This window comes from Haladaptatus halobius (genome assembly GCF_020618475.1).
Taxonomy (GTDB): domain Archaea; phylum Halobacteriota; class Halobacteria; order Halobacteriales; family Haladaptataceae; genus Haladaptatus; species Haladaptatus halobius.
This window is the reverse complement of record NZ_CP085337.1, coordinates 332,717-357,538: the sequence shown is the minus strand read 5'-3', so window position 1 is coordinate 357,538 and position 24,822 is coordinate 332,717. Positions and strand designations below refer to the sequence as shown.

The 24,822-nt window shown below is 55.9% G+C and carries 20 protein-coding genes; 13 read left to right on the top strand and 7 right to left on the bottom strand.

Features of this window, described 5'->3' with window-relative positions:
• Positions 1 to 19 precede the first annotated feature (19 nt).
• A complete protein-coding gene (locus LIW51_RS25550) occupies positions 20 to 2,026 on the bottom strand; it encodes an AMP-binding protein (protein WP_227378940.1) in 2,007 nt (668 codons plus the stop codon).
• A 76-nt stretch (positions 2,027 to 2,102) separates the two neighbouring features.
• Positions 2,103 to 2,879 carry an IclR family transcriptional regulator gene (locus LIW51_RS25545; RefSeq protein WP_227378939.1) on the bottom strand — a complete coding sequence of 259 codons (777 nt, stop codon included), beginning with the start codon at positions 2,877 to 2,879 and terminating at the stop codon, positions 2,103 to 2,105.
• A gap of 559 nt (positions 2,880 to 3,438) precedes the next feature.
• Here LIW51_RS25545 and LIW51_RS25540 point away from each other — a divergent pair.
• Complete coding sequence (locus tag LIW51_RS25540; protein WP_227378938.1) at positions 3,439 to 3,708, top strand: hypothetical protein; 270 nt, start codon at positions 3,439 to 3,441, stop codon at positions 3,706 to 3,708.
• 142 nt (positions 3,709 to 3,850) lie between these two features.
• On the opposite strand, the gene LIW51_RS25535 is transcribed toward LIW51_RS25540, so the two are convergent.
• Complete coding sequence (locus LIW51_RS25535; protein WP_227378937.1) at positions 3,851 to 4,834, bottom strand: LLM class flavin-dependent oxidoreductase; 984 nt, start codon at positions 4,832 to 4,834, stop codon at positions 3,851 to 3,853.
• Between the two features lie 306 nt (positions 4,835 to 5,140).
• Between LIW51_RS25535 and LIW51_RS25530 the strand changes: the two genes are divergently transcribed.
• Together LIW51_RS25530 and LIW51_RS25525 are read left to right on the top strand one after the other, a co-directional pair.
• Entirely contained in the window at positions 5,141 to 6,073 is a 933-nt protein-coding gene (locus LIW51_RS25530; RefSeq protein ID WP_227378936.1) for a PLP-dependent cysteine synthase family protein, read from the top strand.
• Between the two features lie 228 nt (positions 6,074 to 6,301).
• The gene (locus LIW51_RS25525) at positions 6,302 to 8,593 is read left to right on the top strand and encodes a glycoside hydrolase family 3 N-terminal domain-containing protein (protein ID WP_227378935.1); all 2,292 of its coding nucleotides are present in this window, start codon (positions 6,302 to 6,304) and stop codon (positions 8,591 to 8,593) included.
• Between the two features lie 872 nt (positions 8,594 to 9,465).
• Here the strand turns inward: LIW51_RS25525 and galK are convergent.
• Positions 9,466 to 10,641, bottom strand: a complete 1,176-nt coding sequence (galK, locus tag LIW51_RS25520; RefSeq protein ID WP_227378934.1) for a galactokinase — start codon at positions 10,639 to 10,641, stop codon at positions 9,466 to 9,468.
• A gap of 269 nt (positions 10,642 to 10,910) precedes the next feature.
• Between galK and LIW51_RS25515 the strand changes: the two genes are divergently transcribed.
• The 10 genes from LIW51_RS25515 (at position 10,911) to LIW51_RS25470 (ending at position 22,240) form a co-directional block, all read left to right on the top strand.
• Positions 10,911 to 11,858, top strand: a complete 948-nt coding sequence (locus LIW51_RS25515; protein ID WP_227378933.1) for a ring-cleaving dioxygenase — start codon at positions 10,911 to 10,913, stop codon at positions 11,856 to 11,858.
• Positions 11,859 to 13,108: 1,250 nt separating this feature from the next.
• Positions 13,109 to 13,267, top strand: a complete 159-nt coding sequence (locus tag LIW51_RS25510) for a hypothetical protein (protein ID WP_227378932.1) — start codon at positions 13,109 to 13,111, stop codon at positions 13,265 to 13,267.
• Positions 13,268 to 13,734: 467 nt separating this feature from the next.
• Positions 13,735 to 15,261 (top strand): hypothetical protein, encoded by a 1,527-nt coding sequence (locus LIW51_RS25505; RefSeq protein ID WP_227378931.1) that lies wholly within the window; start codon positions 13,735 to 13,737, stop codon positions 15,259 to 15,261.
• Positions 15,262 to 16,583: 1,322 nt separating this feature from the next.
• Entirely contained in the window at positions 16,584 to 17,492 is a 909-nt protein-coding gene (pfkB, locus tag LIW51_RS25500; protein WP_227378930.1) for a 1-phosphofructokinase, read from the top strand.
• Positions 17,493 to 17,644: 152 nt separating this feature from the next.
• Positions 17,645 to 18,802, top strand: a complete 1,158-nt coding sequence (locus tag LIW51_RS25495) for a PTS fructose transporter subunit IIC (protein WP_227378929.1) — start codon at positions 17,645 to 17,647, stop codon at positions 18,800 to 18,802.
• A gap of 27 nt (positions 18,803 to 18,829) precedes the next feature.
• The gene (locus LIW51_RS25490; protein ID WP_227378928.1) at positions 18,830 to 19,306 is read left to right on the top strand and encodes a PTS sugar transporter subunit IIA; all 477 of its coding nucleotides are present in this window, start codon (positions 18,830 to 18,832) and stop codon (positions 19,304 to 19,306) included.
• Positions 19,303 to 19,584: an HPr family phosphocarrier protein gene (locus LIW51_RS25485; RefSeq protein ID WP_227378927.1), complete on the top strand. Its 282-nt coding sequence runs from the start codon at positions 19,303 to 19,305 to the stop codon at positions 19,582 to 19,584. The genes LIW51_RS25490 and LIW51_RS25485 overlap by 4 nt, the downstream gene beginning before the upstream one ends.
• Positions 19,581 to 21,284 (top strand): phosphoenolpyruvate--protein phosphotransferase, encoded by a 1,704-nt coding sequence (ptsP, locus tag LIW51_RS25480; protein ID WP_227378926.1) that lies wholly within the window; start codon positions 19,581 to 19,583, stop codon positions 21,282 to 21,284. The genes LIW51_RS25485 and ptsP overlap by 4 nt, the downstream gene beginning before the upstream one ends.
• The gene (locus LIW51_RS25475) at positions 21,281 to 21,727 is read left to right on the top strand and encodes a PTS fructose transporter subunit IIB (RefSeq protein ID WP_227378925.1); all 447 of its coding nucleotides are present in this window, start codon (positions 21,281 to 21,283) and stop codon (positions 21,725 to 21,727) included. Before ptsP ends, LIW51_RS25475 begins: the two co-directional genes overlap by 4 nt.
• Positions 21,728 to 22,039: 312 nt before the next feature.
• Positions 22,040 to 22,240: a hypothetical protein gene (locus LIW51_RS25470; RefSeq protein WP_227378924.1), complete on the top strand. Its 201-nt coding sequence runs from the start codon at positions 22,040 to 22,042 to the stop codon at positions 22,238 to 22,240.
• Here LIW51_RS25470 and glpR read toward each other — a convergent pair.
• The 3 genes from glpR to LIW51_RS38740 all read right to left on the bottom strand — a co-directional run bounded on the left by glpR (position 22,237) and on the right by LIW51_RS38740 (position 24,762).
• Positions 22,237 to 23,004, bottom strand: coding sequence for an HTH-type transcriptional regulator GlpR (gene glpR, locus LIW51_RS25465; protein WP_227378923.1), 768 nt, complete (start codon positions 23,002 to 23,004; stop codon positions 22,237 to 22,239). The genes LIW51_RS25470 and glpR overlap by 4 nt on opposite strands.
• A gap of 384 nt (positions 23,005 to 23,388) precedes the next feature.
• Positions 23,389 to 24,630 carry an RNA-guided endonuclease InsQ/TnpB family protein gene (locus tag LIW51_RS25460; RefSeq protein WP_227378922.1) on the bottom strand — a complete coding sequence of 414 codons (1,242 nt, stop codon included), beginning with the start codon at positions 24,628 to 24,630 and terminating at the stop codon, positions 23,389 to 23,391.
• Between the two features lie 3 nt (positions 24,631 to 24,633).
• Positions 24,634 to 24,762 carry a hypothetical protein gene (locus LIW51_RS38740; RefSeq protein WP_255767583.1) on the bottom strand — a complete coding sequence of 43 codons (129 nt, stop codon included), beginning with the start codon at positions 24,760 to 24,762 and terminating at the stop codon, positions 24,634 to 24,636.
• Positions 24,763 to 24,822 lie beyond the last annotated feature (60 nt).

The window sequence follows — 24,822 nt, the reverse complement described above, 5'->3', positions numbered from 1 at the left end:
CGGCCTCCTGATTTACCGGTTATCGCGCCGACGCAACGTCGTTCAACGCCTCCGGATTCTCGATGCTGGAAAGGTCGCCGAGTTCGTCGCCGGTGTAGGTCGCCTTGACGGCCCGCCGAATGATCTTCCCGCTTTGAGTCTTGGGGAATTCGCCGATGAACAACACTTCACGGGGCTTGAAGGGCTTCCCGAGTTCCTCTCCTACGCTCGTGCGGATTTCCTCGCGGAGCGCGTCCGATTCTTCGCGTCCCCGCTCAACGATGCTGTAGAGGACGGCGGCAGTACCGGTCGTCTCGTCGGGAACGCCGACGGCGGCGGCCTGATTGACCGCGTCGTGTTCCATCGCTGCCCCTTCAACCTCTGCGAGGCCGACCTTGCGACCTGCGATGTTCAGAGCGTCGTCGGCGCGCCCGTGTAGGAACCAGAGGCCGTCTTCGTCCATCTGGGCCCAGTCGCCGTGATCCCAGAGATCGTCCCACGTCGACCAGTACTCCTCTAAGTAGCGTTCATCACCCGCCCAGAGGCTTTTGGTCATCGACGGACAGGAGTCGCGGGCGACGAGGTAGCCCCGCCCGTGGTCATCAGCGATGAAAGAGCCGTGCGCGTCGACGATATCGACGTTCATGCCGAGGCCCGGGCCGCCGAGGGTGCTGGGTTTCAACGACTGGATGGGCATCGGCATGAGGAAGCAGCCGCAGATCTCGGTGCCGCCGGAGATGTTGATGATCGGTGCCTTCTCTCGCCCCACGTTCTCGTAAAACCACAACCACGACTCCTCGTCCCACGGTTCTCCCGTCGAGCCCAGCAATCGCAGGCTCGAGAGATCGTGACCCTCGACCCACTCGTCACCCTGCTTACGTAGCGCCCGAATCGCGGTGGGTGAAATACCGAATTGGGTGAGCTTGTGTCGGTCGATCATTTTCCAGAACCGATCCGGCTGCGGGTGATCGGGAGCGCCCTCGTACATGAAGATTGTACCACCGAAGGTGTGGTTGCCAATCAAGGTCCACGGCCCCATCATCCAGCCGATGTCGGAGACCCAGAAGAATCGATCCGACGGCTTCAGATCGAACCCGAAGTACACCTCTTTGGCCGTCTGCATCTGGATTCCCGCGTTCGTGTGAACGATGCCCTTCGGCATTCCGGTGGTGCCTGACGAGTACAGCAACATCGACTCCCGACTAGCGTCGAGTTCTTTCGTCTCGTACTTGTCGTCCTGCACTCCGACAGCGTTTTCCCAGTGTTCGTCTCTATCGTCGTACCAGGGGATTTCTTCCGCGGTGGCCCGACCTAGGCGGTCGAAGACGATGGTGTGTTCGACGTGGCCGACCTCGTCGATCGCCTCGTCGGCGGTGTCTTTCAGCAGGATTTCATCCCCCCGACGCAAGAACCCGTCGCCGGTAAAAAGAACGGAACAGTTCGAGTCTTCGATGCGCGTTGCGGTGGCGTCGACGCCGAATCCGGAGAAGATGGGGACGGCGACGGCGCCGACCTTGAAACAACCGTAGAGAATCGAGACGACCTCCGGTACCATCGGCATGTACATGCCGACCGTATCCCCGGTATCGATTCCTCGAGCTTCGAGCGCGTTCGCCACCTTGTTGGCTTGGCGATGGAGTTCGTGGAACGTGACCTCTCGGACGTTCCCGTCCTCCCCCTCCCAGATACACGCTACTTTGTTTCGGCGCTCGCTGTCGATCGTAGCGTGACGATCCAGCGCGTTGTGGGCGATATTGATTTTCCCACCGGGATACCAGTCGGTGAACTGTGGCCCCTCGCTATCGTCTCGCACCCGCTCGTAGTCGTGATAGAATTCGATATCGAGATAGTCGACGATCTCGTTCCAGAACCAGTCCACGCCCGACTCGTCAACGCCCTCGATTCCCTTACAGGTGCGTTCGATCAATTCATCGTATTCGTAGATCCCGTACGTCCGCATGAACTGCCAAACGTTGGTCGATTCTACGAACTCCCGGCTCGGTGTGTGAACCGGCCGATCGCCGTCAGCTGTGGTATCGCTGGTCATGAGTTGTTCCGATTGGTTGCACTGGTCGGATTGTCTTGATTGTTCCGGGGAGCGGTGAAAACGAAGAACGATTCGGTCAGCGGTAGATGATATCCAACTCGACTTCGTTCCGGACCCCGAGTATCTTGTCCGGGATATCCTCGGTCATGCGCTCTCCTTTCACTCGATGAGCCGGTCCCGAGACGCTGATCGCTCCGATAACGTCACCACCGGAATCTTCAACGGGTGCTGCGACGGCCTGTAGGCCTTCTATGTGTTCCTCATGGTTGAACGCGTACCCCCTCTCTCGAACCTCCTCTAACGCGTCGAGGAGTTCCGATTCCTCGGTAATCGTGTTCGGTGTCAACTCAGGCAGTCCCGTGCGTTCGATGATGTCGTACACCTGCTCTTCGGGTAGAAAGGCGAGTATAGCCTTCCCTGCCGCCGTCGCGTGTAGCATCGTTCGTCTTCGGCCTAGGCTGCTACCCGTACTTACCGCCTGTTCTCCTTCGGCGATGCGAATGTAGACCCCGTCACCGTGTTCATTCACGACGAACTGGACACGTTCGCCGGTTTCCTCCGCTAGTTGTTCGATTTTAGGCTCGATTAGTGCGTAGACGTCCTTGCGATGTTTTACGTATTCACCGAGTTCGAGGAATCGGAATCCAAGGACGTACTCGTCGTTCTCGTACACGACGTACTCGTTCTCCTTCAGGGTCTGTAGGTGAGCGTGAACCGTGCTTTTCGGCCAGTCGAGCTGGCTAGCCAGTTCGGTCACACCGGCACCGTTTCGCTCCTTCAGGAGTTCGATGATCTGGATGGCCTTGTTCACTGCCTCGATTCCTGTTCCCGCTTTGGGTTCGGGTTTTGCCATGGCATGGGGTATGCACACACACCACTTAAGTGTTCACCCCTATTGAACGCGCCTACGATCCCGCTTCAGCGTCTGCGACAGCATTAGTTCGTATTAGATATAAAGAGAGGTGCAACAAACCCGTTCACTCCTCTTAGACACTGAGAAGCCGCGAAAATCGGCATCTGTATCCATTCTCACGAGCGATTACGGCTATAGTATTGTAATGACAGTAGACGTGATACCGTACCGTGAGCCAGGATAGGGCTGGAAGAACGGTTTTACGATCGTTTTGAGAGCAAACGAGTGCTCTCCGCTGGAAATCGTAGATTCTCTCCGCTCGTTTCTCTCACTGAAAATTCGTTACATAACTATATCTGTAACGGCAAGCAAGACAATCGAAATAAGCTGATCTTTGTGCGCTACTTCCCCCGATGAAGCGCGCAGACGGAGGTCGAAATTCGCAACGTTATTTCAAAATTATTTACTCGTACCTTTCGCTGCTTTTCGTGGTAGTAAATTCGAGGAATGTCTCTGTCACTTACCACCGGAGTGCGTTCGATGACGGGTCGACGTTAACGTGGATGGCGTCCGTGCGAGGAAGCAGCTCAAGGTGGCGATCACCTACAAACGGGGCGTCGCGCAGACGGAATTAGCCGAGGGGACGGACTCTCCTGGAAAAACGGTTTATAACTGGCTGCGACGATTCGAGGCTGACTCGATTCTCACTGCGGCCAGCGAGACGGCTCCCACCGGTCACTCGCCAAAACTCGACCAAAGGGAAGACATTGAAGACCGTTATCTCTCACAAGAGACGCCCGAGAACACCGAATACGACGCTAAAGAATAGAACGTGCTACTCGTTTAACGGTTGTTAAAAGAACAGTTCGACGTGGAACATTCGCGCATCAGCACGCACCAATTTATCGAAGGGTATGGGTAGACTATTATGAAACAATTGGTCAATTTCGGTGAGAAGAACGCGTAACAGTTCAATCGCTAGACGGCGCCATCTCTTCGATGGTTTGCTCGGTCATCTTCTCGTCAGCGTTGCTTGGAATGGTCACCATCGGTCGGGTGACGCAGTCGATATCGGCGATGGTCTGGAACTGCTTGCGGGCCTGCTCGGGCGTCCCAGCGACTCCGAGTGCCTCGATCATTTCGTTGGTGACGTTCTCGGCGGCGGTCTCTCGGTCGCCGCCCCTCCAGGCGTCGGCGACGGCCGCGGCGTCGTCGGGGAACCGCTGGGCAACCGCCTGCTCGTAGCCCTGACCGTTGCCGACGTAGTAGGCGACGTGGCCGCGGATGGCGTCCTTGGCTTTTTCAGCATCGTCACTGACAGCCGTGGGGACGTACGGCGCGACATCGATAGTAGTGTCGCGGCCTGCTGCTTCCGCTTGGTCGACGATGTACGCGAAGTTCTCTTCGAGATCCGGGAACGGGATATTGTGGGGTATCCAGCCATCGCATAGCCGGGCGACGACGCGCCGATTTGCCTTTCCGAGCGCCGCGTGGTAGATGGGAACGTCGATGTCCAGCGATGGAAAGTCCTGGACATCGAAGACGTCTCCCTCGTAGTCGACACGGCCCACATCGCCGAGAAATGCCGTGATCAGTTCGATGGTCTCGTGCGCCCGCCGAACCGGGTTGGGGTCGTCCCAGTCCATGCCGTGGAGGTCTTCGACGGCCTTCTTCGTCGACGTTCCGACGCCGAGCTGGAATCTACCGTCAGAGACCTGATCGAGCGTGGCGGCGGTCATCGCCAACACGGCGGGAGTCCGTGAGAAGACGTTGAGAATCGCCGTGCCGAGCGCGATGGTGTCAGTGCGGGCGGCAATGTCGGTGAGCCGGACGACGGAGCTTGCTCCCCAGAGTTCGCCGAGCCAGAGGCCATCGTAGCCGAGCGTCTCGGCGCGGACGCCGAGCTCGGTCTGGTCGAGGTTCGTCACCTGTGGCAACAGCAGGTCGGTTGGCATGGTCTACCCCACGAACTGGAGGGTGAAAAATCCGGGCGGATAATTGCAGTCGATGGTCTTTAGTTTCGGAGAGACAATCTGCGCCGGTGAAACTCCAGTGTTTAGAAGCCATTCCGCGTGAAACAGCCGGTAAGCAGCTCTGTGTGCGTACCGCTGGAATATTTATCAGAAACGTATAGTAGCGAGACCACGTGCATAAAACGCGCGTGCTCATCGGCTCCCTTCGAGTGAAATTTCCTCTAGTAGTCAGTCTAATAATGAACCAGTCTTGAAACCATTTTAATACTTCAAAATCTCAAATCAAGTATGCAAGCCCAATCTGTGCTCGGGGCTATCGGAGACACTCCGCTGATCGAACTCGCAAGCGTCCGTCCCGAAGGGGGAGCCCGCGTTTTTGCCAAGTGGGAGGGTGCGAATCCCAAAAGGAGCATGAAAGACCGGATGGCGCTGTCGGCCATCGAAAGCGCTGAACAGGACGGCAACCTCGAACCCGGTCAGCGGGTAGTCGAACTCACCCGCGGTTCCACCGGCGCCAGCCTGGCGTTCGTCTGCACGGTGAAGGACCATCCGATTTCCCTGGTATCGGTCGATTGTTTCGCCGAGGAGAAAATCCAGATGATGCGTGCGCTCGGTGATGACGTGACGGTCATGGAGACGCCAGAAGGAAAGATCTACCCCGGCCTCATCGATTACATGGGAGTCTTGGTCGAGGAGATCGTCGAAGAGTCCGGTGCCTATTATCACGACCAGTTCAACAACCCTCACGACCCCGCGGGATACGCGAGCCTTAGTGAGGAGATCGTAGCCGATTGTTCCGAGATAACGGATTTCGTCATGGGCGTTGGCACCGGCGCCTGTTCGATGGGGACTACACGCGTCCTCCGTGATGGCAGCCGCGACGTGTACGTCACGCTGGTCGAACCCGACGAATCCGCGGCCTTGTTGTGGAGAGAGTCCGGCTCGCACAACGTCGAGGGTATGGCCGTCTGGTTCGAGCCACTGCATTTAGAAGAACACCTGTACGATGATGTCGTCGCCATTCCCGAGGCCGAGGGCCGGCGAGTGGCCCAGCGGGCCGCCGCCGATGAAGGACTCTTCGCCGGGACGAGTACGGGATTGAATATCGCAGCAGCCACCCAAGTTGCAGCGAACCGGCCGACCGATGCCGCCGTGGTGACGATCGCTGTCGATACGGGACTCAAATATCTTGATGGCGACCTCTTTCGAAAACGGTGTTGATGAAGCGTATAGCATCGTTTCGGGTGTCTCGAGGAACATCGAGCTACAGCTCGCTGGATGAAGTGGTTGCTTGACAAACCTGAGTAACTGGGCTTCGGGAGGGCATCCATCTGTTAGATTACTTCCGGTATTTCCTATCCCATACTACCAGTGATAATATATTTATAAGGGTTAGAATTATTTCGTGGAGGAAAAATTGATTAACTATCTTTCTCCATTTTCAATAGTATGCGAAAGAATACCACAGACGGCACGTCTCGACGGCAGTTCATGGAAAACTCCGGCGGAATTACCCTGGCAACGGCGCTCGCAGGCTATCTCGGCGAGTCGGCGGTCGCCACCGGACGGGCGACGCCGAGCGACCGGGTGACGCGGCTCGTCGACGAGATGACGCTCGAAGAGAAGGTGGGCCAGATGACGCAGATGGCGGCCTACGAGGTGCCGACCGACAAGGCGGCAGAGGTGCTTCGGGAGTACAAGCCGGGCTCGCTCATGTTCCTGACCTCGAAGAACCCGAACGAGGTCGCCCAGACCAGTAACGAACTGCAGAAGGCGATGGTCGAGGAAACGAGACTAGGAGTCCCGTTCGTTTACGGTATCGACTCGGTTCACGGCAACAACAACCTCAAAGGGGCGACGATTTTCCCGCACAACCACGGTGTCGGTGCGACATGGAATCCGGACAACGCCGAGGAGATGGCGTCGATTACGAGTCGAACGATGCGCGTCACCGGAACGCACTGGAACTTCTCGCCCGTCGCCGATCTTCAGCGTGACCCGCGCTGGGGACGGTTCTACGAAGGATTCAGCGAGGATCCCTTCCTCGCGTCACAGTTGGTTGCCTCGAAAGTTCGAGGGTACGAGGAGAAGACGAACGGCTACAAGCGAACCGGCGCCACCGTCAAACACTTCGCGGGGTACTCAGAACCGGCGAACGGGAACGACCGTACCGCCGCGCTGCTACCGTACCGAACCTTCACGAACACAATTCTCCCACCCTTTTCCGCAGGTTTCACCGCCGGGGCCGAGACGGCGATGGTCAACAGCGGGTCACTGAACGGGGTTCCCGCGCACGCTTCGAAAGAACTCCTCACGGATATCCTCCGTGATCAACTCGGATTCGACGGAATGGTGGTCTCCGACTGGCACGACTTCTATCGGATGATCAAGGTACACGGATACGCCGAGGACCTCAAGGAGGCGACCCGTTTGGGAATCAACGCCGGCGTAGACATGTACATGGTGCCGGCCGCTGGTATCGAGGGCGACACCGCCGAGGGTTATCAGAGTCGCCTCATCGAACTCGTCGAGGAGGGGAGCGTCACGATGGAGCGCATCGACGAAGCGGTTACGAACATCCTCGTGTTCAAAGAGCACGTCGGACTGTTCAAAGACCCGTACGCCAAGCCCTCCAAGGTAGATGAAGTAGTTTCCGAGAGCCGCGAACTCGCGCGGGACGTGGCGACAGAATCGATGACCCTCCTCACCAACGACGGCACGCTCCCGCTTGACTCCGACGTCGGTTCGGTTCTCGTCACCGGCCCGAGCGGCGATAGCGTGGCGAACCAGATGGGAGGCTGGTCGCTCGGATGGCAGGGTGTCGGGGAGACGAAGCCACCGGCGGTTACCGTTCTCGAAGGAATCACCGACGCGGCGTCCGCGTCGACGACCGTCACGCACGTTCCCACCGGTCTACGGGAATTCACGAACGAAAAGAAGGTGCGCACAGCGGCCGAGTCCGCCGACGTGGTCGTCGCAGTCCTCGGCGAGGGGCCGTACGCCGAAGAGAAAGGCGACACGGATACGCTCGAACTCCCGACCGCCCAACAGCGACTCGTTAAGACTGTCGCGGGCACCGAGACACCAACCGTGGGCGTCTTCATGGCCGGTCGGCCTCGGGGGACGACGGTGTTCGACCATCTCTCGGCGTCCCTGATGGCCTATCTTCCGGGAACCGCGGCCGGACCGGCGGTCACTGCGACCCTGTTCGGCGACAACAATCCGAGCGGTCGGCTCCCGTTCACGTGGCCGACGGGAACCGGTCAACTGCTCAATCTCCACAACAACTACCCGCCGGATCAGTTCAACGAGGCCGGCGATAATCGGCCCCCCGAGTCGGATCAGACGCCGCTCTTCTCGTTCGGTCACGGCCTCAGTTACACCGACTTCGAGTACTCGAATCTCGAAATTCGTCCGACGAAGCTTCCGCAACGCGCCGCGACGGACGAGATTACCGTATCCGTCTCGGTTCGCAATACCGGTGACAGAGCGGGCGAGACGGCCGTCCCGGTGTACGGTGGCCGCGACCACGGTCAGGTGCTCTACCCGCGGAAAGTCGTCGTCGGCTTAAATCGCGTCGCCCTTGAGCCGGGTGAAACCAAGCGAGTCGATATTCGAGCGACGATTCTTCCGCTCGCGACCGTGCTTGGCGATGTGTTCGCCCGCGGTGAACTGGTCGTCGACACGGGGGAGTATTGGCTCGCCGTCGGCGAGTTGGCTGAGAGTCTCTCGGTCATCTGACTGCCTGCACCGCTCCTCTTCAGTCGCCGCCGTGCTCGAAAGTTATTCCTTCTCACCTGCCGTTTCATCACGGTTTATTGTACTCTACCGCATCGTTCACGTCTCTCACGGCTGCGAAGAACAGTTCGGAAATCATCATAGCAGTATCAGTCACTAATTCAGTATAAACTGTATATCACCACTCAGTACGGTGTGCACGAAACGTCCGGTACGAATCGGTCACAAACCGCTGATGACTAAGCGCAAGCGCAGACTCTGCCAGACTCGTTTTCGAGATACTGCCGCCAGTCAGTTCGACGTCTGACGAAAGTATATAAATTCTGATAGTTTATGGACCGTCGATCTCCCTCGTCCGAATCGAAGGGAATCACTGAGGTGTCTCGGGAAGCATCCCCCTCAAAACCGCTGATAATATCACTGTTCTGCAATTACTTTGATTAAGAACTTAACCGATAGTCGCCCAAGGATTTCATATGTCGTGGTATCCAATAGCAAGATAGGATGCCACTACAAGAGTCAGGGCAAGAGGAGTGGGAGGATTCAGTCGTGCGTTCGAACGAAGCTCGATTCACTGAATTCGTATCCTCCGGACAGACCGTGAAAATGATTTCGTGGTTCATGATTGGCGGCATACTCGCGAGTCTGGCAGTCCACCAACTACTAACGGCGTACGACGTCCCCGCCAAATTGCTCTTGCTGCTGTTCCTCGGCCAAGGATTGTGTGCTGTCGGGTTTCGATATTTAAAACAGATAAGTTGGCCGGCTAAGCATCACGTTATTTGCAAATCGGTAGAGTGACTGCCGAATCCGCGATCGAATCTCCGATCTGCGGACGGTGTACGACAGCGAGATGGCAATCGACGATCGAACGCTTACTGTTGAGAAGTTGAAACCGAAACGCCGTCGGAGGTCCGGCAGGTGTAGACGTCGGGTTCGATACCGGTTTCTGCCGGATACACCTTGTGCAGCGTTTCAGCGAACGAGCTAATCGTGTCGGGACGAACGAGTGCGACGACGGATCCACCGAAGCCACCACCAGTCATTCGAGCGCCGATGACTCCTTCAGTCTCGTGTGCACAGCGGACAACCAGATCCAACTCTGGGCAACTCACCTCGTAGAGCTCTTTGAGGCTCTCATGAGAGGCGAACATGAGAGTACCACACCGTTCTGAGTCACCGCTCTCAAGAGCCTCAGCAGCCATTCGGACCCGGTCGTTTTCGCTGATTACGTGTTCGCATCGATCTCGAACGGGCTGGCGAATGGACTCGGCGTGTCTCTCGAATTCCTCGACTGAAACGTCGCGAAGCGAGGTCACCGTGTGTGAAAGCAAAGCATCGAATTCGGCAACCCCTTCCTGGCACTCTGAAACCCGGTCATTGTAAGCCGACGCAGCGAGTTCGTGCTTCACGTTGGTGTCGATCACAACGATACGGACGTCGTCGGATAACCGAACAGCATCGTGTGTTTGATCCTGGCAGTCGAGGAAAAGCGCATGGTCTGCTTTGCCGAATGCCGCGGCGTACTGATCCATGATGCCACATTCGACACCGACGAATTCAGTTTCTGCTTTCCAACACCGATCGGCGAGTGTCCGGTCGTCTACTTGGAGGTCGAAGAGGTCTCGGACAAGGGCACCGACGGAGAGCTCGAGCGCCGCTGACGAAGAGACCCCCGCCCCCAGTGGGATGTCGCCTGTAATCACGAACTCCATACCTCCGAGGCTTGACTCAGTGTTGAGAGCATCGATGACGCCGGCGACATACTCGCCCCACGAAGCGTCTCGTTGTTGCTCGACCGAAGAGAGGTCGAATCGTATCGTTTTCGCGAGGGTTTGTGAGTGAGCGACGACCGTCCGGTCGGGTCGACGACGACCGGCGACGACTGTGTGACGGTCAATTGCAACGGGAAGCACGTAGCCATCGTTATAGTCGGTGTGCCCACCGATGAGGTTCACACGTCCGGGTGCTACCGAAATACAGTCGGGCTCGCCATCGAATACTGATCGGAATGCAGCTTTGCCATCGGTCACCCACTGTTCTTTCTCCATGTCTGTTGTTCCCCGACCCTATCCCTTTACTCTACTTCATTTCTTCACGACCGACGTCAATGCTTCCCGCGGGACTGGGCTTCTGATGAGAGATGCCAGCTTCTCGGAAGAACACGATCTCTCGTACGCTGACGACGTACTCCAGTGGATGTACGAGACGTTCTTGGACAAACCCGATCGGATAGTGAAAATTCCGGGTTCAATAAATAAGTGTGCGGTGATATCCGTGCCCACAGAACTCATACTCGCTCAAATCCTATTCCAGTACGATGGCGCTGACAACCCCTGGTCTGCACCACGTGACAGCGATTGCAGGTGATCCACAGCGCAACGCAGACTTCTACGTCGGCACACTCGGATTGCGGTTCGTCAAGCGAACCGTAAACCACGACGATCCGGGAACGTATCACTTCTACTTCGGCGACCGTGAAGGCACGCCGGGGACAAACATCACGTTCTTCCCGTGGAGTATCGGTGGTCGACAGGGCCGATTCGGTGCTGGACAGACCACTGCCACGGCCTATTTGATTCGTCCCGAGTCAATCGACTACTGGACTGATCGGCTCGAAGCCGAGGGCATCGACATCGGGCGAACGACCCGGTTCGGAGATACCGTGCTCAGGTTCAGCGACCCGGACGGAATCGGTCTCGAACTCGTTGCAAGCGCGAACGCTGAAACCACTGCCGAGCCGTGGGAAGGGAGCCCCGTTTCTGTTGATCATCAACTCCGCGGATTTCACAGTATCACGCTCGCCGTTGCAGAGGTCGGCCCAACTGCGTCAGTACTTACCGATGTCCTTGGCTTCGAACTCGAGGCCGAAACGGAGGGGCGTCGACGATATCGTGCGGATGGCGGCGGACCGGGGTCGATTGTCGATCTCGTGGAGACCGACGCAGGTCGCGGTCGAATGGGGGTTGGGACAGTTCATCACGTCGCATTCAAAGCGACCGACATCGAAGAACAGAAGCGTTGGCGCAGCGTGTTCGCCGAACACGGACTCAGGGTGACCGAAGTTATCGACCGCAAGTACTTCCACTCGATTTACTCCCGCGAACCCGGTGGTGTCCTCTTTGAAGCCGCGACGATGGGCCCTGGCTTCACGATCGACGAGAACGTCACCGAACTCGGCAGCACCCTGACGCTTCCAGACTGGCTCGAGGATGAGCGCAAAGAGATCGAAGAACATCTTCTCGAATTCGACGATCCCACTATCTAAGTCGGGAGTACCGTTTCGAGAGTGGAGGTCGGCTACGCGTCTGAAGTCATGACTTCAGCAAACGATAAAGATGAGAAACAATTCAGCAGTGAGGATTTGGTACTGCGGAAACAAGGTCTCACATGGAGTCTCGCCAAGCCACCTTTGAAATTGATTCGGAATCCGATGCCCACGCTGTGAGTTTGATCATGGAGCAAATATACAATTCGCTCCGAGAAGAATCTGTGGTCGTCAATAAAGGAGAGAAACAGCCAAACGAAATGCTTGACGAATTCAGGAAAATACGGACGATGGCTGAACACGAATCTCCCGGCAGGCTTACGATAATCTACGAGTCATACGAGGATTAGCACAGTGACGGACGAACAATACCTAGACTAGAATCCGCTGCCAATACCGCGGTATAGAACGCAGGAAGACGAGATTCTCCTTTCGCTCGTCAGTGCCCTACTGATGGCGATGGTCCACATCCCGATACTAATCTTCAAACTTCCGCGGACTGCCGACCACCTTGCGCTTGCCCTCGGAATGAAATTCGTCTTCTTCGGACGAGTAGCGACGAAGGCAACAGGATAGCTGTTCGAAGATAATGCCTATGAAGTTACTAGCACGCATCGAAGAAATCCTCGCACTATTCGTATTTGGTTTCCTCTCGTTGATTTATCTGAATTTCAGGCGGGTAAGACCCCTTCCTCAAGGAACGACCGAAGGGAGCAAGTAGGGGGGATACACCCGCCGTCTTTGGTCACTTCCACTGTACGCCATAGCCTTACTACCGTCGCTGTCGTCCGAGGTAGTAAGACGCTCACTGCAATACGTTCGGTGTTTGAATGCAAGAACACGCATGCACTGGTCGCGCCAGTCGAGTGTCCAGCCGGTAGGAGTGGGACACTCCAAACCGCCTGTCAAGGGCCATCGCCTGCGGAGTCTGGAACCGTCCTCAGAACCGACGGTTCTGATGGGCCGCACAAGAGCGAAGCTCTTGTGGACGCTGTGGGACCGGTTCCTGCACGTTCCGACACAGAAACAGGAAGCTCCGTCCGCAACAAGTGAGGGGCGGGTAGCCCCGAACGCGGTAGGGCAGAGTAGTTCACTTCGCCGTTCTACTTCCCATTGCCAAAGTGCTCGAATTCGTAGAGTGGCTCTCTAAGAGATGATACAACCAACTAATCCTAATACTCCCACCATCGACGAATGGTAACGTACCTCGCGCCAACGATACGACTCACGAGAAACTAGGTTTTCATACGATGGGAGACGACGACTGCGTTGAGTGGAGGTGTGTTGAGTGTCGTGAACTATTCGAAGCACCCGACGTACAGACCGCGACGTGCCCCCACTGTGGAATCATGTTGAAGATTCCCGACGAAGCGTGGGACTACTACCAATCAAAGAGGGATCGGGAGTAGCGAATATCGATTGGGAACATCAGCACGACGCTAGACCTTCCTCTTCGCGCAATGGCAAATACTCGCGATGCAGTGATTTTTCGCACTTAATGGGTGATCGACGGAATAGCACGACCTAGGCCGACGTCGACTAGAAAGATGGTGCTTCGCGTCCTCGATAAAAGTCAAGCGTACGAGCGCCCATCGTTCCTCGAAGTCGTACTAGCGGAGAAATAGCGGTGTCGACACCAACGAGTTCCTCGAGGTTTCAAGTGAGGGCAGATATCATTTCTACCCCTCATTATCACCGTCACTGTCATATTAGATTAAAATAATAAGAATAGTTAAAACATTAGAAATGGACAGAACTTTCTCGATGAAAGTCCGTATTTAGCCAAGTTTTATGTAGTAATTACCGTCTACTGCATTAGTATTGGAATCAGTCGGCACATAACGAAGTGTGAACCGATCTTCTCCTATGTCGCACTATGCGAGAAAACAACGGTCGCGACAACAAGGTAAAACGCAGAAACTACATCAAAGGAATCACCGCAATCGGAATCGGCGCCGGTATTCTTACCAACGGCTCCAGCAAAACGAGTGCAGCGCTCGATTCAGGTTCGGTGACGGACTCGGACGCAGGGTCGAACAAGGTCACGCACGCGGACGGAAAGAACGTGTATCTGGTCTTCGGTGCGGAGCCTTCCTCGTCCGACCTCGAATCGTGGGTCGAAAACAACAAGGGAGATATTCAGGCAAGTTCACAGCAGTCCTCGTCGGAAGTCATTCAGTATCAAGACGTCTCCCAGCTCAACGTTAATCAGCAGGGTAACGCCGTCGCAATCGCCATCAATGGCGGTGACGCACAGGCGATTCAGCGGACGTACCAGAACAACGAAAACACCCAAGCTGGTAGTGCGCAGTCGATAAACGCTACAAAAGAGAAGAAACGGCGGAAATTCAAGGACGTCAAGGACGTGTACGTCGTCTTCGCCGAGAAATCCAGTTGCCGAGAGTTCTCGGGCTGGGTCGTCAGTGACGATGCTTACGAGAGTGAGCAGTCCGCCGAGGCGACGATCGACCAAGAGCAAGAAGTTGAGCAGTTCAACTACAGTCGGCAAAACACAGCCGTCGCGATTGCTGAGGATGAGAGCTACGCCCGTGCGTATCAGCGGAGCTATCAGGAGAACAAGAACGTCCAGGCCGCCGACGCTACCGCGGTGAACATCGGTGACGGTGACAGTCAGAGCGCTGATTCGTCAGTCGAACAGTCTCAGAAAGTCAACCAGCTAAACGTCAACGAGCAGGGCGTTTCCGTTGCGGTCGCCGTCGGGAAAGGAAGCGTCGCGAAGGCGTGGCAGGTGAGCTGTCAGTTCAACGGAAACAAGCAAGTTGCGGACGCCACGGCGATCAACTTCGATCCGAAATCGATGGAAGAGATTACTTCGAGCGCTAAAATAAAGGGTGACCTCTCGAAGGCGGATATGACGCGAAAGCAGGACTGCACGACGCAGTCGAACAAGCAGGCGGCGTCGGCAAACATCGAACAGATCCAGAGCATCGGCCAAGAAAACCTCAGTATGCAGAACGCGGCCGTTGCTGTTGCCCTCGATGATAGCCAGTCGACGGCTACTCAGGCCAATTACCAAGCGAACTTCAACGCTCAGGTCGCGTCGGCGACCGCGGTGAATATCGAAGACGGTTCTCGCAAAGCTGTAGGGGTGTTGAACGGCACGGACGTTAAGGGTGATGGATCGTGGGCGGTCTCCTACGATACTGGCGGTAACCAGCAGATTGCTAACGTCGATATCACGCAGACGCAATACGTCGAACAGTTGAACGTCAACGAGCAACATAGTGCGATCGCGTTCGCCGCAAACGACGGCAACGCATCGGCAGAGCAGGTTAACTATCAGGTCAACGAGAACGTACAGGTCACCGAAGCGACTGCAGTCAACAAGAACGACGGCAAGCAAAGCAAGAGTGAGATGGGTGAAAAGAAGGCAAAGGCCTGACCTACAAGTATCGAAACTGCCCACCTCCTGCGGCTAACAACGGTGGTTTTACGCTCGTATTTCTCCCCTTGAGGTGCCCATTGGCACTAACGGCGCAGTACCCTGTGAAACCATATCCCCCATTAGCTTGTGCGGTGCAGGACGCTAAGCCCCCTTCCTCAACGAGCGAGCGAAGCGAGCGAGGGGGGAGGGGATACAGCGTCCGTCTTCGTTTACTTTCACTGTACGAAAGACTCTTACTACCCCGGCGGGCGAAGAGGGTAGTAAGATGGACGTTCCGTGCTTCCGCTCCTGACTCGCTCACCGCCCCTCTAGAGGCGATTCGCTCCTTGCGGGAGTGGGAGGGACGGCTGTCGTTCGAACGCGACAAGAAGCGTGCGTCAGCCCGTGGAATTCCTCCATCGAGCCAATAGGAGTGGTTCACTCCGAATCCACGCCTGTGGAGTCTGCGCTCCCTGTGCGTCCGTTTGACGTAAAAAAGCGCGACGGAGAAGCAGGAAGCCCCGCCCTCAGCGAGCGCGCTAGCGCGAGCAGGGCGGGGTAGTTCACAAGTACCCCTTCGTTTTCCATGCTATCATACTCGGTGAAGGAGAACACCGTTACTTAAAAACCACCAGAAAGGATCGGCAACGTTTCCATGCTCATTCCAACCCTCGCTAAACGCGCGAAGGGTGTGGTGGTACAGTCAAGTGCCATTCGAATACCAGTCACTGGTACGCCTGTACTAAAATGATCGTACTTACACAGAAGAGCAATCATGACGAACAACGATAAAACGGAGACGGGGTGCGTTACAACAGGTCTCTTTGATCACATTGACGGGCGCCCGTCGAACTGGAAAATAGGTGGAGTAATCGACTCTTCCGAGGTTACACATCCTGGATACCACGTCGTAAATGATGTCTGACATGAAAAGCGTAGACTCGTCGATTGTGATTACGAACGAGAGTTCTTCACAAATCGAGTCGAGCAAGGTCAGGGATGTGATCAACGAGGCGTAGAACGAGAACAGAAGTACACATCTTTCAGAGATTCGTGGAAAGCGAATTTCGCTAAGCACATAATTTCCTGAGTAACGCATAGTAACGAACTCATTCGGCATCGTTTAGGGACTATTCTCGCAATAGTACGAACAGATGTTCTCAATGAACGACAGTCGACTGGGATGCAACGACAAAGACAATCTGGATGCGCATGAGAACACCGTGTTCGGAGGAGCTACCGGAGACGGGGTGCTCGGCTGATACTACGACAATGAGTGGAGTAAGACGATCAAAACGGATCGTTACACGTCTACCGAGTGTATTCGCGGGGAGTTCTCAATGATACTGACAGTCACACTTAACCCTGCGATCGACCACACACTCCAGCTCGAGGACGAACTTACGTCCGACACTGTCGCAAGAACTGAAGATGCACAGTTCGATCCCGGCGGCAAGGGAATTAATGTCTCAAAGTACCTCGTCGAACTAGAGGTCGAGACAGTGGCAACCGGCTACGTCGGCGATTTTCTGGGACGGTTTTTGCAAGAGAGGCTAACGACCCAGGATATTTTGAACGATTTTGTCGGTATTTCTGGCTGTACTCGTCTAAACACGACGATTCTGACTCCCCAGTCGGAGTTCAAAATTAATCAAAACGGGCCAACCATCGATGATACTGCTGTCGAACTAATCATCGAGACGATTAAGCAACACAGCCCACAGATGGTCGTTATCGCGGGTAGTCTCCCCCCTAACGTCGACCCGGCGACCATCGACTATATCGCAAAGGCAGGCCCGTGGGAAACTGTCGTTGACGTCGCCGGCGACGTTCTGAGTGATCTTGAAGCAGAGTACGCTCTATGTAAGCCCAATCGGACAGAATTAGCCACCTCGACCGGTGAGAATATCGACTCCCTTGAGGATGCGTTCTCGGCTGCCAGTAGCCTCCGAGAACAGGGATTCGAGCGTGTCGTTGCGTCTCTTGGTGGAGATGGAGCAATCATGGCAACCCCAGAGACCGTCCTCTACACTCCGGCACTCGACGTTGAGGTCATCGATACCGTTGGGGCTGGAGATGCACTTCTGTCGGGCGTCCTCGCCGAACGACAACGCGATGGAACTGACGAGGCAGCACTCCGTACTGGTGTTGCTGTCGCATCGCGTGTCGTCGGTGTCTCTGGAACCAGCGTTCCGACGCTTGATAACGTACGTGCGAGCGTCGAAGAGATGACGGTTATTGCACATTAATCACATGATTTCTGACTGCCGTTTCCGTCTTGTATCGTCCCGTCGACGAAGGGTTTTCAAACCTGTGAAAAATCCGCACGAAACGATATGAAACAATCAATTCCAAAAATATTATTGAACAGTATTATGAATGATAGTGATGGAATACTCCAATGACATCAAACAAGGCGATTGAAGGGGCACTCCGTTCGCACGTCACTTCGGTCAAAGAACACCTAATGACAGGGGTATCGTTTATGATTCCGTTCGTTACCATCGGCGGAATCTTTCTCGCACTAGGGTACGCGCTCTCGACGTTCCTCGGTGGAACAGAAGCAACCAAGACGATTTTCGACGCGACTGGTCGACCAGACTGGTTCCTTGCGCAGATTGGAATAGCGGGACTGACGTTCATGGTGCCTATCTTAGGTGCCTATATCGCGTATGCAATCGCTGATCGCCCAGGCTTGGCGCCTGGTTTCTTACTGTCATACATCATCCAACAGGGGAATATCCTAAAAGCGGCCGGTGGCGTAATCGGCCTTCAGGGTGGCTCTGCTGGTGCGGGCTACCTCGGCGCACTCGTTGCCGGACTCGCGGCTGGGTACGTCGCTCGCTGGATCAAGCAACGAGACGTTCCGAACATGATCCAGCCGATGATGCCCGTCCTCATCATCCCGGTATTGACGATGGCGGTTCTCTCGCCCATCGTCATTTTCGTGCTTGGGGTACCTGTCGCCATCGCGAACGCGGAGCTGACAGCCTTCCTGAAGAGCATGCAAGGAAGTGAGGCGCTGCTTGTCGGTGCTATCCTCGGTGCGATGATGGCATTCGACATGGGTGGGCCGATTAACAAAGTCGCGTACGTGTTCGCAGTCGGCTTAATCACCGAGCAGATCTACCAACCGATGGCTGCCGTCATGGTTGCGGGGATGATTCCACCGTTGGGAATGGCGCTGTCGAACTTCATCGCCCCCCAGAAATACACCGCCGAAATGTACGAAAACGCGAAAAGCGCTGTTCCGCTGGGCCTCGCGTTCATCACAGAGGGAGCGATTCCGTACGGTGCTGCCGACCCGCTTCGCGTGATTCCGAGCATTATGGCTGGCAGTGCCGTCGGTGGGGCTGCATCGATGGCACTCGGTGTGACCATGCCAGCACCGCACGGTGGCATCTTCGTCTTCCTGCTATCGAATCAGCCACTTCTGTTCCTCGGATGTATCACACTCGGTACCATCGTTACCGCTACGATTGCCACCCTCCTCAAGAGCGACTTTGAGGAGACGGTCGGCTCGACAGACGCTGCAACCGCCACACAAACAGACGATTAATCACCACAACAGAGGACTACTGAACAAATGAACACGACCATCGAACAAGACGACATTGACGACCTGATCCCGGAATCGCACATCTCGCTTGACGAGCCACCGAACGAGAAAGAGGCTTGTATCGAGTATCTATTGGATCTCATCGTGGACTCGGGCCGAGTGAGCGATCGCGATGCGGCGCTCGAAGCGTTGTTTGCTCGTGAGGCGGAGACAACCACCGGAGTCGGCATGGGTATCGGAATTCCGCACGCGAAGACGGATGCCGTCACACGGCCATCAGTTGCGTTCACCCGCTCGACCGATGGCATCGATTTCGGAGCAATGGACGATGAACCCGCGAAACTGCTGTTCATGATTCTCGTTCCCGAATCGGGTGCCGAAGACCACCTCACGATTCTTAGCTCACTCTCGCGGGCACTCATGCACGAGGAGGTGCGCGACGATCTTTACACTGCGGAGATGCCCGAGGATGTTCAAAACGCACTTCAGGAGGCGGTCGCATGAACGAGCGAATCGTCGAAATAGTCCCGGAGGCGGGGTTACACGCACGACCTGCTTCAAAGTTCGTGGAAAAAGTCAATGAGTACGACGCTACCGTGCAAATCTGTCGCGTCGACTCTGACGATCTTGTGTCCGCTGGGAGTATGATCGCCATCACGAGTCTCGGAGCAGAATGTGGTGAGAGAGTCCGCCTCGTCGCTGATGGTCACGACGCTGAAGCGACGCTCGATGCGCTCGAACGCGTGTTGACCACTCCAGAGGGCGAACTGGCCGACACATGAACGAACGAACGTTTGCGGGAACGGGGGCGACGCCCCGGAAAGGGACTGGAACCGTCATCTGGTACCGACCGGATGCTGCTCTCGCCAACGGGAACGAAATCGAAACAGTCCCATCCTCCGACCGATCGGCCGAACACGACCGTTTCGAGACGGCGCAAGAGCAGGCACAGAACGAACTCGAGACCGAACGTGACCGAACGGTTGAGCGTGTCGGAGAGGAAGAGGCCTCCGTCTTCGACGCACACATCCAGTTCCTACACGACCCCCAGATCGACGACAGTGTTCACACCGAAATTGACGAGGGAATACCAGCCGAACACGCTGTCCAGGAGGCGTTTACAGATCCAATTGCGCAGTTCGAGGAAATGGACGGTCGAATGGCCGAGCGTGCAGACGACCTTCGGGACGTCCGTGACCGACTTGTTCGCCTCCTCACCGGTGGCAAGCGCTTGAACCTGGCTGAACTGCCGCGAGGAACAGTCGTTCTCGCTGAGCGCCTCACTCCCAGTGATACCGCCCAACTGGATCCCAACAGGGTTGCTGGATTCGCCACTATCACTGGTGGACGAACCTCGCACGCGGCCATCTTCGCCCGGTCGCTCGCACTACCAGCAGTCGTCGGAATCGGCTCAGAACTTGCAACCGTCGACGACGGTGCGAGCGTCATCGTCGATGGAGAGGCGGGCGAGATCATCGCTGAGCCGAGTGATGAGCGGGTCGCCGCTGTCGAAACCGAAACGGACATCGAGGCGATACACGACGGTGTCGCGACGACCGACGGCACTGAGATCGAAATTGCCGCAAACATCGGTCGCCCCGCAGAGCTATCGGCAGCCGTTGAGCAGGGTGCTGACGGAGTTGGTCTCTATCGGACGGAGTTCCTCTTCCTCGATCGGGAGGCTCCACCGAGCGAACGAGAACAGTATAAGACGTATGTCGAAGCGCTGGAGACCTTCCCAGACGGTCGCGTTGTCGTTCGAACGCTCGATATCGGTGGCGATAAGCAGATTCCGTATCTCGACCTCCCATCGGAGGCGAACCCATTCCTTGGAGAGCGGGGGATTCGACGATCGCTCGGTTCGGACTCGGAACTCTTTGAAACGCAGTTACGAGCGCTCCTGCGAGCGGCGGCAGACGCCGACGGTGGAACTCTATGCGTGATGTTTCCGCTCGTCTCGACGGTCAACGAACTTGATACAGCACTCGACCGTGTCGACGCAGTTCGCAAGTCATTGGAAGCCGAAGGGGTCGATTTTGCCGTCCCTGAACTAGGGGTGATGATTGAGACACCTAGCGCAGTTTTTAATGCCGACGAATTTGCTGCACGTATCGATTTCCTCAGTATCGGGACGAACGACCTCGCACAGTACGTCATGGCGGCTGCTCGCGAAAATGAGCATGTAGCACACTTACACGACCCACTACACCCGCCGATTCTCTGGTCAATCAATCGGAGTATCGAGGCTGCGCACGACAACGATGCGTGGATCGGTATGTGTGGCGAAATGGCCGGCAACCCCGATTTGACCGAGCTACTCGTTGGCCTCGGACTTGACGAATTGAGTATGAGCGCCGTTACTATCCCGGAAGTGAAGGCAAACGTATCGACTACCGATCAGACGCGCGCCCGTGACGTCGCGGCGCGTACCCTAATCGTGAACACAAGAAGCGACGTCGCAAACATTATCAAAGACCAATGAAATTAGTCGGAGTCACAGCTTGTCCAACTGGAATCGCACACAGTCAGATGGCTGCAGAGAACCTGCAAACGAACGGCGAAAAGATGGGGCACGATGTCTCCATCGAAGTTCAAGGAGCGATGGGTGCCCAAGACGAACTCACTGCCGCAGAGATCGAGGCGGCCGACGCAGTCATCATTGCAGCCGACACAGCCGTGAGTCGCGACCGTTTCGAGGAGAAACCACTCGTGAAGGGCACCGTCAAAGACGCCGTCAATGACGCCGAGGGTCTGATCCGTGAAGCCGTTGAACTCGCCGAATCCGAGTCAGTCGGCGAGACCGAATTGCAGTCGCGTGACAGTGACGATACGTCCGCGAACGATACGTCTGAACGAGAACAGAAACAAATTGGTGGTGATCCCTCAAAGGGGTTGTTCGCCCGACTCAAACGGCTCTTCAGCTAAGACCAGCGAACGTTTTTAAGCACTGGTCGAGAATCGAAACATTTCCATTGGAGGCTCGTCCTCCGCCATCCCGCCGATATGCGCGATAGAGTCTTGACTGTGGATGCTTTTGTTCAAAGTTGCGGTTTATAGGAGCTGATGTGCACTGGATCAGTCACTACCCAGTCGAAACACCGTTTTATCTACAGTGAATACAGCGAGAGTGCCTCGGGGCTTGACCCCGAGGGTGAATCACGTAAGCTTTTATCGTCCGACCGCCTGTTTCTTTGGACGAGATGGGCCGCGCGGCCCGGTCGGACGTAAGCACGGGAGTTGCACAAACTCCCGGCGTTCGATTCGACGCGTTCCGGAACGCCCATCGAACACGATAGGCAGGGGATGGGCCGAATCGTCCCAGCGCGGGAGAACGCCTGTGGAGTCTGGAACCGCTTTGTCGTCCAGTATGACGATGAAAGTTCTGACGCCGAACCAGGAAGCCCCGACCCTTGTGGTCGGGGTAGTTCACAACGCTAGTTCGTTGCTTCGTCAACGACACGAACGTCGGCGTCTTCGAACCACTTGCGGTGTTTATCCGATAGCTTTTCATCGGTGACAAAGGCGTTCACGTCGTCGAGCGTCCCGAACCGCTTGAAGCTCCGTTCCCCTAGTTTCCCGCCGTCAGACACGAGAATGGTTCGTTTCGTATTCTCTATCATGAGTTCCTTCATTTGCGCTTCCTCGGCATTCGGAGTCGTCAGAAAGCCCTCCTCGTCGATACCGTTCGTCCCAATGAATGTGATGTCGAAGTTGGACGATTCCATGAACCGTTCAGCCGTCGGGCCGACGAGTGCTAATGTCCGTTGACGAAGCGACCCGCCGGTGAGTTGCACTTCGCCCCCCTGTTCTCGAAGTTCAAGTGCAATCAGTGGGGAATTGGTAACACCAATAAACGAATCTTCTGCGGGTGCTTTCTTCGCGACTTCCATAGTCGTCGTCCCGGAATCGAAGAAGACCACAGTACCGTGATGAATCTCTTCAACAGCGCGTTCCGCGATGGCAATTTTGCTTTCGAGACTTTGTACCTTTTTCTCTCGAAAGGCTTTTTCACCGCCGACAGTGGTAACTGGGACGGCACCTCCGTGAGAACGTTCGATCAGCTCTCTTTCTTCGAGATCGTTCAAATCACGCCGAATCGTGGCCTTCGAACAGCCCATTTTTCGTGAGAGTTCGTCTACAGAGCAACCGTCTTGTTTCGAGACGTATTCCACGATTTCTCGTTTCCGTTGTTCTGGTAGCATACTCTGCAGATTCCCGTATTTATGATTGATTCCGCCCACTCCTATAATTGCTTGCCTTCACTAGCGTTTGTTCATGAGCATTCTGTAGGATTGTTTACGTTGGCACGTCGGCGACGACCTTCGGAAGGCACTCGACGGGCTACTCAACACGTAGGAATCCGACGTTCAAGGCGACGGCAGATCCCGTCATTATCGAGGAGAGGTACGATCACTGCTTGATCGGACTCTTGAATCCGTTAGAAGGATTGAGAAGTGAAATTTCAACGAGCATCCAGCCCATCAGCAGTGCGCCGACGAGTACCAGGACCATCGCACCGGCATGAGGGCTGGTCAGCAGAAATCGATCTGCGTACGAGTCCGTCCGATTGTGAACGTACCCCGCGGTCAAGCCGCGGGGCTTCCTGCTTCGACGACGTGCTTTGCATCCACCCGTCCCGAGTGACGAGCGAACGCAGGGAGCACAGTCTCCACAGGCGGTGATTCGGACCGTCCTGGCCCTACATGAAGAGATAGTTTGTTGAGTCCCCTGTCGAGGATGTTCTTTGCTGCGTTTAAGTCCCGGTTTTCGGTGTGGCCGCACGCCGGACACGAGTGTTCCCGTACCCACAGTGGTTTCGACGTTTCCACACTGCACTGGTTGCACTCTTTCGTGGTTCCTCGGGCGTTTACTCGAACGACGTGGGTTCCGTACAGTTCGCCTTTATATTCCAGCAGGTCGAGAAACCGCGACCACGAAGCGTCCTGCTTGTTTTTCGCCGATTGACTGGTTTCGAGCATCGACATCACATCTAAGTCTTCGACCGCCACTACGTCGTACTCTTTGACCAGCCACGTCGAAAGTTTGTGCTGAAAGTCGAGCACTTTCCAGCGGATTCGTCGTTTCGCTCGTGCAACTTTCTGGCGTTGGTTCTCCCAGTTGGTCGAACCGTGTTGCTTGCGGTCGAGCGAGCGCTGTTCGCGGGCGTACTGTTCGTACTCTGATTCCAAGTCCAAACATTCGACCGAAAGGTCGTCGGATGTGTGAATGTACGACTGGATACCGAGGTCTACGCCGATACAATCGGAACGGTCGATGTCCGCCGGGTCGGGCTTCTCGGGTGATTCAACTTCGACCACGAAGCAGGCGAACCAGTCGCCCGTCCGTTCCTTCTTGAGAACGGTCCGTTTGACGTTCTCCGTGTCGGGCAAGTCGCGGTGTGCTCGTATCGGTATTTCGCCGATTTTCGAGAGGGTGAGCGTGCCAAAGTCGTGGCCCGTCGTGTGATTGACGTTGAAGCCTTCGGACTGGTACGCTACCGACCTGAACTCTCCCGCACCTTGCCACTTGAGCCGTCCTGTCTTGCGACCGTTCTTTCGGTGCTCTTTGAGCACCTTCTGGTTCTTTTGTATCTGTGAGACCGTCTGTTGGGCGGCATGAGCCGACACTTCCGCAAAGGTCGGCCATCGTCGTTTCCACTTGGTGAGTTTCGAGTGTTGGTCGTAGGCGGTTGGACGGTCGTTCCGCGGTGAACGGTAGTAGTCGCGGACGGCGTGATTCCGTATCTGTCGGTGAATCTCGATATGTCGCCACGCTTCGCTGGCGGTTTCCTCGTCTGGATACGCGCGAAATCGAAGCGTGAGGTCCATTGACTATTCGGCCTCTTTTTCTTGCTGGTCGCGGATGACTTTTTGAAGCAATCCGCTTGGGGAGAGATGTGGTTGGTCGTCCAGCCACTCGCCGAGGTCGTCTGGAACCGTTACTGTGTACTTCCGTGACACACTCCATGTACGTACTGACACTGCCTAAGCGTTTCCAATACGTACTAAGAGTATGGAAGT